At 69.9% G+C, this 10,246-nt stretch carries 11 protein-coding genes; 10 read left to right on the top strand and 1 reads right to left on the bottom strand.

Annotation, left to right across the window (positions count from 1 at the left end):
* The 8 genes from IV088_RS17150 to IV088_RS17185 all read left to right on the top strand — a co-directional run.
* Positions 1 to 756: FAD-dependent oxidoreductase (locus IV088_RS17150; RefSeq protein WP_291104660.1), on the top strand; the 756-nt coding region annotated here is incomplete at its 5' end.
* Positions 753 to 1,565, top strand: a complete 813-nt coding sequence (locus tag IV088_RS17155; protein WP_291104663.1) for a DUF1365 domain-containing protein — start codon at positions 753 to 755, stop codon at positions 1,563 to 1,565. The genes IV088_RS17150 and IV088_RS17155, both read left to right, overlap by 4 nt.
* A 17-nt stretch (positions 1,566 to 1,582) precedes the next feature.
* Positions 1,583 to 2,812, top strand: coding sequence for a cyclopropane-fatty-acyl-phospholipid synthase family protein (locus IV088_RS17160; RefSeq protein WP_291104666.1), 1,230 nt, complete (start codon positions 1,583 to 1,585; stop codon positions 2,810 to 2,812).
* Between the two features lie 10 nt (positions 2,813 to 2,822).
* Complete coding sequence (locus IV088_RS17165; protein ID WP_291104668.1) at positions 2,823 to 3,374, top strand: chalcone isomerase family protein; 552 nt, start codon at positions 2,823 to 2,825, stop codon at positions 3,372 to 3,374.
* Positions 3,371 to 4,759 carry an MFS transporter gene (locus IV088_RS17170; protein WP_291104670.1) on the top strand — a complete coding sequence of 463 codons (1,389 nt, stop codon included), beginning with the start codon at positions 3,371 to 3,373 and terminating at the stop codon, positions 4,757 to 4,759. The genes IV088_RS17165 and IV088_RS17170 overlap by 4 nt, the downstream gene beginning before the upstream one ends.
* Positions 4,756 to 5,373, top strand: a complete 618-nt coding sequence (locus tag IV088_RS17175; protein ID WP_291104672.1) for a DUF3833 domain-containing protein — start codon at positions 4,756 to 4,758, stop codon at positions 5,371 to 5,373. The genes IV088_RS17170 and IV088_RS17175 overlap by 4 nt, the downstream gene beginning before the upstream one ends.
* Before the next feature lie 246 nt (positions 5,374 to 5,619).
* The gene (locus tag IV088_RS17180; RefSeq protein ID WP_291104683.1) at positions 5,620 to 6,414 is read left to right on the top strand and encodes an SDR family oxidoreductase; all 795 of its coding nucleotides are present in this window, start codon (positions 5,620 to 5,622) and stop codon (positions 6,412 to 6,414) included.
* A 6-nt stretch (positions 6,415 to 6,420) separates the two neighbouring features.
* Positions 6,421 to 6,864, top strand: a complete 444-nt coding sequence (locus IV088_RS17185) for a nuclear transport factor 2 family protein (RefSeq protein WP_291104675.1) — start codon at positions 6,421 to 6,423, stop codon at positions 6,862 to 6,864.
* Between the two features lie 111 nt (positions 6,865 to 6,975).
* Here the strand turns inward: IV088_RS17185 and IV088_RS17190 are convergent, their stop codons facing one another.
* A complete protein-coding gene (locus IV088_RS17190; protein WP_291104677.1) occupies positions 6,976 to 7,590 on the bottom strand; it encodes a glutathione S-transferase C-terminal domain-containing protein in 615 nt (204 codons plus the stop codon).
* A gap of 114 nt (positions 7,591 to 7,704) precedes the next feature.
* On the opposite strand from IV088_RS17190, the gene purB reads away from it, so the two are divergent.
* Both purB and IV088_RS17200 read left to right on the top strand, forming a co-directional pair.
* Positions 7,705 to 9,126 carry an adenylosuccinate lyase gene (gene purB / locus IV088_RS17195; protein ID WP_291104679.1) on the top strand — a complete coding sequence of 474 codons (1,422 nt, stop codon included), beginning with the start codon at positions 7,705 to 7,707 and terminating at the stop codon, positions 9,124 to 9,126.
* Between the two features lie 335 nt (positions 9,127 to 9,461).
* Positions 9,462 to 10,229 carry an MBL fold metallo-hydrolase gene (locus tag IV088_RS17200; RefSeq protein WP_291104681.1) on the top strand — a complete coding sequence of 256 codons (768 nt, stop codon included), beginning with the start codon at positions 9,462 to 9,464 and terminating at the stop codon, positions 10,227 to 10,229.
* Positions 10,230 to 10,246 lie beyond the last annotated feature (17 nt).

Here is a 10,246-nt window from a genome sequence, read left to right on the forward strand (position 1 = left end):
CCGGTCGCGACCATGGTGCGCTTCTGCCACAACCACGGCCTGATCCAGATCACGAACCGGCCGCAGTGGTACACGGTGGCCGGTGGCGCGCGGCAGTACGTGGACAAGATCCTCGCCCGCATCCCCGACCGCCGCCTGAACACCCCGGTGCAGCAGGTGCTGCGCGACGGGCAGGGCGTGCGCGTCGTGAGCGACGGCCGGGTCGAGCACTTCGACGCCATCGTCATGGCCTGCCACAGCGACCAGGCGCTGGCGATCCTCGGCGAGGGTACCAGCGACGCCGAGCGCCAGGCGCTGGGCGCCGTGCGCTACCAGCCCAACCGCGCCGTGCTGCACACCGACACCTCGGTGCTGCCCGAGAGCCAGCGGGCCTGGGCCGCCTGGAACTATGAGGCCGCGAGCGGCCACGCCCAGGGCGAGCCCCAGGTCTGCCTGCACTACCTGATCAACCGCCTGCAGCCGCTGCCGGTGGCGCAGCCGGTGGTGGTCTCGCTCAACCCGCAGCAGGCCATCGATCCCGCCACCGTGATCGGCGAGTACGCCTACGCGCACCCGGTGTTCGATCTCGCCGCGATCCGCGCGCAGGGCCGGATGCCCGCGCTGCAGGGGCAGCGCCACACCTGGTTTGCCGGCGCCTGGATGGGCTACGGTTTCCATGAAGACGGCCTGAAAGCCGGTCTGAACGCCGCGCGCCTGCTGATCGACGCGCACGGACTCGTGCCGCGCCAGGCCGCGCGGCCCGGGGTGGTGGCGTGAACCACGTCCAGGCGTCGGGCGCAGGGGCGGACACGGCCCTCATCGGCTTCGGCCAGGTGCGCCACACCCGCACGCGGCCGCGCGAGCACGCCTTCGCCTACCCGACCTACTTCCTGATGCTGCCGCTGCGCAGCCTGCGCGCCCACGGCAACGGCGCGCTGGCCCGCAACCGCCGCGCGGCCCTGGCCTTCCACGACCGCGACCACGGCGACGGGCGCGACGACTCGCTCGGCTGGATCGACGAGCTGCTGGCGCAACACGGCATCACCGACGCACAGGGCGAGGTCTGGCTGCACACCTACCCGCGCGTGCTCGGCTACAGCTTCAAGCCGGTGAGCTTCTGGTACTGCCATCGGGCCGATGGCTCGCTGCGCGCGGTGCTGGCCGAGGTCAACAACACCTTCGGCGAGCGCCACTGTTACCTGCTCGACGCGCCGCGTTACGGCGTGCCGGTGGCGGCCGACAAGGTGTTCCACGTGTCGCCCTTCTGCCCGGTGCGCGGCCACTACCGCTTCGTCTTCATGCGCACGACGCACGGCGGCCAGGACCGCACGGTCGCGCGCATCGACTTCCACGACGAGGCCGGCGCGCCCGCGCTGATCCGCACCAGCGTGAGCGGCGAGCTGCAGGCGCTGGACGCCGCGAGCACCCGCCGCGCGCTGTGGCGCCACCCGGCCATGACCTTGGGCGTGATCGGTCGCATCCACCTGCAGGCGCTGCGGCTGTGGCTCAAGCGCGCCCCGTTGTTCCGCCAGCCCGAGCCCCCGCGCGACTTCGTGACCGCCGGCGACGCCCCTTCCTCCCCCTGAACCGCTGCCACCCCACCATGAACAGCACCACCGCTCCCTCACACAGCGCCGGTTTCGATCTGCCGCGCAACGCCCCCGCCGCCGCGCGCACCGTGATGCAGCTGCTGCAGCGCCTGCGACACGGCAGCCTCTCGCTGCAACTGCCCGACGGCACGGTGCAGCGCTTCGGCAGCGCCGACGGCCCGCACGCGAGCCTGCGCCTGCACAACTGGAACGTGTGCGGCGCGGCGCTGAAATCGGGCGACATCGGCTTCGCCGAGAGCTACATCGCGGGCGACTGGCACTCGCCCAACCTCACCGAGCTGCTGCGCCTGTTCGTCGCCAACCGGCGCGAGATCGAGGACGTGATCTACGGCTCGTGGTTCGGGCGCCTGGCCTACTGGGTGAAGCACCGCCTCAACCGCAACAGCAAGGCCAACAGCCGCAAAAACATCCACGCCCACTACGACCTGGGCAACGCCTTCTACAGCCTCTGGCTGGACCAGACGATGAACTACTCGTCGGCCCTGTTCGAGTCGCCGGAACAGCCCATGGTCGAGGCGCAGCACGCCAAGGTGCGGCGCGCCCTGCGCATGGTGGACACCCAGCCCGGCGACCGCGTGCTGGAGATCGGCTGCGGCTGGGGCGCGCTGGCCGAGATGGCGACCACCGAGTTCGGCGCTTCGGTCACCGGCGTCACGCTGTCCACCGAACAGCTCGCGTTTGCGCAAGCTCGCATGGAACGGCTGGGTGTGCAGGACCGCGCCGATCTGCGCCTGCAGGACTACCGCGACATCGCAGACCAACCCTTCGACGCCATCTGCTCCATCGAGATGGTCGAGGCCGTGGGCCGCGACTACTGGCCCACCTATTTCAGCGCGCTGCAGCGCCTGCTCAAACCGGGCGGCCGCGCCTGCCTCCAGAGCATCGTGATTCACGACGCGCTGTTCGACCGCTACATCGCGGGCACCGACTTCATCCAGCAGTACATCTTTCCCGGTGGCTGCCTGCCCTGCCCGCGCGAGCTGCGCGCGCAGGCCGCACTCGCGGGCCTGGAGGTGGAAGACAACTTCTGCTTCGGCCTGGACTACGCGCGCACGCTGCGGCTCTGGCGCGACGACTTCCTGGCCAGGCAGGAACAGGTGACGGCCTTGGGCTTCGACCAGCGCTTCCTGCGCATCTGGGAGTTCTACCTCGCCTACTGCGAAGCCGCGTTCGAAGAGGGCAACACCGACGTGGTGCAGCTCACGCTGCGCAAGCCGGGCTGATCGGTCCGCCATGCCGCAACGCCGCCGCCTCTGCCTTGCCGCGCTCGCCGCCACGCTGCCGCTCGCCACGCGGGCCAACACGCCCGAGAGCGCACTGGACAGCGTGCTGGAGAACACCCAGCCCGTGGGCGCGGCACGGCTGAAGGTCTGGGGCTTCGACGTGTACGACGCCAAGCTCCGAGCCGACCCCGGCTTCAGCGCGACGGCGTTTGACCGCCACCGCTTCGCGCTGGAGCTGGCCTACCTGCGCACGTTCAAGGGCGCCGACATCGCCGAGCGCTCCATCGGCGAGATGCGCGGCATCGAACCCCTCAGCGCCGAACAGGCCACGCGCTGGCAGGAGGCCATGGCCCGCCTGTTCCCCGACGTGCAGAAAGGCGACCGCATCACCGGCCTGCACCAGCCCGGCCAGGCGGCGCGCTTCTACCTCAATGGCCGCCTGCTCGGCGACATCGGCGACCCCGGGTTTTCGCGCCGTTTCTTCGGCATCTGGCTCTCGCCCCAGACCTCGCAGCCGCGCATGCGCGAGCAGCTGCTGGGCCTGGCCGGTCGCACGCCATGAACGCCCTGTCCGACGCCAGCCCGCGCAGCCGCACACCCAGCGAAGCCGCGCGGGACGGCACCGACCCCGCGGCCCGCTTCATCGGGCCTGGCGCCTGGCGCCAGGGCCTGGGCTACGGCCTGCTGGGCCTGCCGCTCGCCTTCGTGGCGCTGCCCCTGTACGTCGTGCTGCCCAACCACTACGCGCGCAGCTTCGCCGCACCGCTGGCCGCGCTGGGCGCGGTGCTGCTCGCCGCGCGCCTGTTCGACGCCGTGCTCGACCCCTGGATCGGCCGCTGGGTGGACCGCCTGTTCGCGCGCTCGCACCGCGCCGTGCTGGGCGCGGGCGCGCTGGCCGCCGCCGTGCTGGCGCTGGGCCTGTGGGGCCTGATGTTCCCGCCCGAGGCGGTGCACGCCGCCGGCAGCGCGGTCCTGCTCAGCTGGGCCGGTGGGCTGATGGCGCTGACCTACACCGCCTACAGCATCGCCAGCGTGGCACACCAGGCCTGGGGCGCGCGGCTAGGGGGCACCGAGCCGCAGCGCAGCCGCGTGGTGGCCTGGCGCGAGGGCCTGGCGCTGATCGGCGTGCTGATCGCGGCGGTGCTGCCCGGCACGCTGGGCCTGGGCGCGACCGTCGGCGCCTTCGCCGTGCTGCTCGCGCTGGGCTGGTGGGCCTGGAGCCGCTCGGTGGTGCCGCGGGCCGGCGACCCCGTCCACCGCGAGGTGATCGATGGCCGCTCGCCGCTGCGCCAGCCCGCGTTCGTGCGGCTGCTGCTGGTGTTCGTGGTCAACGGCACCGCCAGCGCCGTGCCGGCGACGCTGGTGCTGTTCTTCGTGCAGGACCGGCTGCAGGCGCCCGCCGCGCTGGAGCCGGCGTTCCTCGGCCTCTACTTCCTGTTCGCCGCGCTGTCGCTGCCGCTGTGGCTGCGCCTGGTGGGCCGCATCGGGCTGGCGCGCAGCTGGCTCGCGGGCATGGCGCTGTCGATCGCGGCCTTCGTCTGGACCACCACGCTGGGCACCGGCGACAGCACCGCCTTTCTGATCATCTGCGCGCTCTCCGGCATCGCGCTGGGCACCGACCTCGCGCTGCCGGGCGCGCTGCTCACCGGCCTGCTCGGCGACCTGGGCGAGCGCGGCCGCCGCGAGGGCGCCTACCTCGGCTGGTGGAACTTCGCCGCCAAGCTCAACCTCGCGCTCGCCGCCGGCCTCGCGCTGCCGCTGCTCGCGCTGTTCGGCTACGCGCCCGGCGCACGCGACGGGGCCGCGCTGCAGAGCCTGAGCGTGGCCTACGGCCTGCTGCCCTGCGCACTCAAGCTGCTGGCCGCCGCCGGCCTGTACCTGCTGGTGATCCGCCGCCCGGTGGCACCACCCCTCACCGCGTCCACCCCCTTGAAAGCCCTCCCATGAAACGACGCCTCTTGCTCTCCGCCGGGGCCGCCGCCAGCGCGCTGGTGCTCACCGGCTGCGCCGGCCCCCAGATCAGCGATTTCGCCGGCCAGAAACCCGCGCTTGACCTGCGCCAGTACTTCAACGGCACGCTCGACGCTTACGGCGTGTTCACCGACCGCTCGGGCGCGGTGGTCAAGCGCTTCACCGTGGTCATGCGCTGCAGCTGGACCGGCGAAGACGGGGTGCTCGACGAAGACTTCACGTACTCGGACGGCACGACGCAAAAGCGCATCTGGCGCCTGAAACACCTGGGCAACGGCCGCTACAGCGGCACGGCGGACGATGTGGTGGGCAGCGCGCTGGGCGAGACGCAGGGCAACAGCTTCCGCTGGGGCTACACGCTGGCGCTGCCGGTGGGCGGCACGAGCGACGCCGGGCCGCCCCAAGTCGCGAGCGCCCCCTCGGGGGGCAGCGCAGCACGCGAAGCGGCCAGCGTGGGGGCCACGATCGTGAACGTCGAGTTCGACGACTGGATGTACCTCATGGACCAGCGCGTGATGCTCAACAAGGCCACGATGAGCAAGTTCGGTATCCGCCTGGGCGAGGTCACGCTGAGCTTCGTGAAGAGATGAAACACCCCCCGCGCCGCTTCGCGTCACCCCCCTCCAGGGGGGCGGCACTGGCCGTCCGGCAAAGCCGGCCCGGCGGTGCCCTTGGCTTGCCGCTCCCTCGCGCGATGCGGGTTGCGCTCCGGCGCCATGACAAACACCTGTTTTTCTCCTGTCCTACCGGCCACACCCATGAGCACCCGCAGCAGTTTTGTTGAACCCCGCCCCGCGCGCACGGACCGTCCCGCGCAGCGGCGGCGCGGCTGGCACATGCTGCGGTCATTCAACCCCCCGATCACCGACTGGCGCGGCCAACGGGTCTGGGTGTTGGGCGCGTCCAGCGGCATCGGCCTGGCCACGGCCGAGGCGCTGATCGCGCGCGGCGCCAGCGTGCAGGTGTCGGCGCGCGGCGCGGCGGCGCTGGAGCGGCTGGTGGCGCAACACACCCGCACCGGCGAGCCGCCCACCGCGCAGGCCTGGCCGCTGGACGTGACCGACGCCAGCGCCGTGGCCGCCACCGCGCGCGCCATCCTGGCGCAAGGCCCGCTCGACCTGGTGGTCTATTGCGCCGGCCATTACCGCGAGATGCGCGCCACCGATTTCGACCTGGGCGAGATGAACCAGCACCTGGCGATCAACTACACCGGCGCGCTGAACGTGCTCGACGCAGTGCTGCCCGCCTTCATCGCGCGCGGCGCCGGCCACCTCAGCCTCATCAGCAGCGTGGCGGGTTTCCGCGGCCTGCCCAAGAGCCTGGCCTACGGCCCCACCAAGGCCGCGCTCACCAACCTGGCCGAGACGCTGTACCTCGACCTGGAACCGCTGGGGCTGGGCGTGAGCGTGGTGCACCCGGGCTTCGTGCAGACGCCGCTGACCGCGCAGAACAGCTTCACCATGCCCGCGCTGATCACGCCCGAGCAGGCTGCGGTGGCCATGCTCGACGGCTGGGCCGCGGGCGACTTCGACATCCACTACCCCAAGCGCTTCACCCGCTGGATGAAGCTGCTGCGCCTGCTGCCCTACCGCGCCTACTTCCCGGCCGTGCGGCGCTTCACCGGGCTATAAACGGCCATGCACACCGAAGACAGCCGCGCCGCCGTCGCGAGCCTCACCGCCTGGTTCGAATCGCTGACACCGCAAAGCCTGGGGCAACTGGGCCGCTTCTACACCGCCGACGCGCGCTTCAAGGACCCCTTCAACGAGGTCCGTGGCATGCCCTCGATCACCCTGATCTTCAAGCACATGTTCGTGGCCCTGCACGAACCGCGCTTCGTCGTGACCCACCAGATCGTGGACGGCCCGCAGGCCTTTCTGGTGTGGGAATTCCGCTTCCGCTTCAAACGCTTCGACACGGTGACCGAACAGGTGATCCGCGGCGGCTCACACCTCACCCTGGCCGCCGACGGCCGCATCAGCGACCACCGCGACTACTGGGACGCGGCCGAAGAGCTGTACGAGAAGTTGCCGGGCTTGGGTGCGCTGATGCGCTGGCTGAAACGCCAGGCGAACCGCTGAGCGGTCACGCAAGAAGGGGAATTGGCCCAGGGCACCGCCGGGCCGGCTTTGCCGGACGGCCAGTGCCGCCCCCTGGGGGGGTGACGCGCCCTCAGGCGCGGCGCAGGGGGTTCAATCCGGCCTCGTGTCCGCGAAACTCTGCCGCAGCGCCAGCTTGTCGCTGAGCTTGAGCAGGTTGGGGTGTGCGGTGCGCCAGTCGATCTGCGGAAAGCGGAAGTCGAGGTAACCCAGGGCGCAGCCCACCGCGATGTCCGACAGGCTCAGGTGGATGCCCGAACAGAAAGGCTTGTCGCCCAGGCCCTGGCCCATGGCCTTGAGCGCGGCATCGATCTTGGCCATCTGGCGGTCGATCCAGGCCTGCGAGCGCTGCTCGGCGCTGCGCCCCGCCCAGGTCGATTCGAGGCGCGCCAGGATGGCCGCGTCGAGCACGCCGTCGGCCAGCGCCTCCCAGGTCTTGACCTCGGCGCGCTCGCGGCCCTGCACCGGGATCAGCTTGCCCACCGGCGACAGCGTGTCGAGGTATTCCACGATCACGCGCGAGTCGAACACCGCCTCCCCCCCCTCCATCACCAGACAGGGCACCTTGCCGAGCGGGTTGGAGGTGACGATCTTGGTGTCTGCCGACCACACATCTTCCGGCAGGAACTGGTAGTCCAGCTTCTTCTCGGCCATGACGATGCGCACTTTGCGCACGTAAGGGCTGGTGATGGCGCCGATGAGTTTCATGGATTGCGTGTGATTGGGGGTCCCTGGGCCGGCCATTTTAGCCAGCCGTCGCTTGGCTTGCGCTGACAGGCCCGAAGTGGTGGGCGCGCCCGACCCGCCTTCTACAATCCAGGGATGCGCCCCAACACCCCCGCCCCCGCCGCTTCGCCTGCCCCAGGCACCCTGTCCCCCATTTCCGCCCTGTCGCCGCTGGACGGCCGCTACGCCGGCCGCCTGGCGCCGCTGCGCCCGTTCATGAGCGAGCAGGGCTACATGCACCGCCGCGTGCAGGTGGAAATTGCCTGGTTCATCGCCCTGTCCGACGCCGGTTTCGACGAATTCAAGCCGCTCTCGCCCGGCGCCCGCACCTACCTGATGGGTCTGGTGAAGAACTTCAGCGAAACCGATGGCCTGGCCATCAAGGACATCGAAAAGGTCACCAACCACGACGTGAAGGCCGTGGAATACTGGATCAAGTCGAAGTTCGACGCCCGGCCCGAGCTGGAAAAGGCCGCTGAGTTCGTGCACTTCGCCTGCACCAGCGAAGACATCAACAACACCAGCCACGCCCTGCAACTCAAGGGCGGGCGCGACGCCGTGCTGCTGCCCGCGCTGGACGGCGTGATCGCCAAACTGCGCGACATGGCGCACGGGTACGCCGACGTGCCCATGCTCAGCCGCACCCACGGCCAGACCGCCAGCCCCACCACGGTGGGCAAGGAAATCGCCAACGTGGTGGTGCGCCTGACCGCCGCGCGCGAAAAGATCGCCAGCGTCAAGCTCATGGGCAAGATGAACGGTGCCGTGGGCAACTACAACGCCCACCTCTCGGCCTGGCCCGATTTCGACTGGGAAGCCTTCAGCCGCAAGGTCATCGAGTCGCCCGAGCCGCTGGGCCTGGGCCTGACCTTCCAGCCGTATTCCATCCAGATCGAGCCGCACGATTACATGGCCGAGCTGTTCGACGCCGTGGCGCGCACCAACACCATCCTGATCGACCTGGCGCGCGACATCTGGGGCTATGTGAGCGTGGGCTACTTCAAGCAGCGCCTGAAGGCGGGCGAGATCGGTTCCTCGACCATGCCGCACAAGGTCAACCCGATCGACTTTGAAAACGCCGAAGGCAACCTGGGCCTGGCCAACGCGCTGCTCAGGCACCTGTCCGAAAAGCTGCCGATCAGCCGCTGGCAGCGCGACCTGACCGACTCCACCGTGCTGCGCAACATGGGTGTGGCGCTGGGTTACGCGGTGCTGGCCTACCACTCGATGGGCGTGGGCCTGGGCAAGCTGGAGCTGAACGAAGAAGCGCTGGCCACCGACCTGGACGCGTCGTGGGAAGTGCTGGCCGAGCCGATCCAGACCGTGATGCGCCGTTTCGGCGTGGCAGGTGCCTACGAAAAGCTGAAGGAAGTCACGCGCGGCAAGACCGTGACGGCCGAGGCGCTGCACGCGCTGATCCACAGCCTGGAGATTCCCCAGGCGGAAAAAGACCGCCTGCTGGCGCTCACGCCGGGCAGCTACACCGGCAAAGCCGCCGAGCTCGCGCGCCGCACCTGAGCGCGCCCCGCACACCCCGACAGCCGGCCCCTCGCGGCCGGCTTTTTTTCGCCGGCCAATGGCATGGGGCAAGGCCCTGATTGGGGAAGGCCGACCGTTGGTCGCGTGGCCGGTGACGCTGGGCGAGTGACGCCCCGGCGATCCGCCGAGCTGTCGTTTTTTCGCGTACGTTCCGGCTTGTCCTGCTGGCGGTTTCAGGCCCGGTGATGGGGTGGATTGATGTGGCTCAAGTCGGAGCGCGTGTCGGGCTCCTACAGTGGCCACCCTGAGGTCTTCCGTCAGAGGCGCCCCCGTGCCGCACCCCCGGTCGATTCCCATCGTTGGAGAAAATATTCATGGCCATCGAGCTGTACAACAAGAATGGCCATGTGTGCCTGATGTTCGCCCACCTGAGCGACGAGGGCGGTGAAGCGGTGCAAGCCAACCAGTTTCTCGTGATCGACGAGCAGCAGGGCGCGATCATCGACCCGGGCGGCAACATGGCCTACAACGAGCTGCTGCTCACCATCGGCCGCTACTTTCCGCCCAGCAAACTCACTGAGATCCTGGCCTCGCACGCCGATCCGGACATCATCGCCTCGCTCGACCGCTGGATGACCAGCACCCAGGCCACGCTCTACATCTCGCGCCTCTGGGAGCGCTTTGCGCCGCACTTCTGCAAGCCGGGCAAGACGGCCGGGCGCATCGTGGGCATTCCCGACCCCGGCATGCGCATCCCGCTGGGGCGCAGCGAAATCGTGGCGCTGCCCGCGCATTTCATGCACTCGGAGGGCAACTTCCAGTTCTGGGACCCGGTCAGCCGCATTCTGTTTTCGGGTGACCTGGGCGTCTCGCTGGGCACGTCGGCCGAAGCGGGCCAGCGGATCACGAGCCTGGCGCCCCACCTGCCCCGCATGGAAGCGTTTCACCGACGCTACATGGTCTCGCAGAAGGTGTTGCGCCTGTGGGCCCACATGGTGCGCCAGCTGCCGATCGAGATGATCGTGCCGCAGCACGGCGCGCCCCTGGTGGGCGACGCCATTCCCGAGTTCCTGGGCTGGATCGGCGATCTGTCTTGTGGTGTCGACCACCTGACGCAGGCGAACTACACCGTGCCGGCTTGATGGGCTCCCCCCGCGCC

Source organism: Hydrogenophaga sp. (assembly GCF_018780075.1).
In the GTDB taxonomy this organism is placed as follows: domain Bacteria; phylum Pseudomonadota; class Gammaproteobacteria; order Burkholderiales; family Burkholderiaceae_C; genus Hydrogenophaga.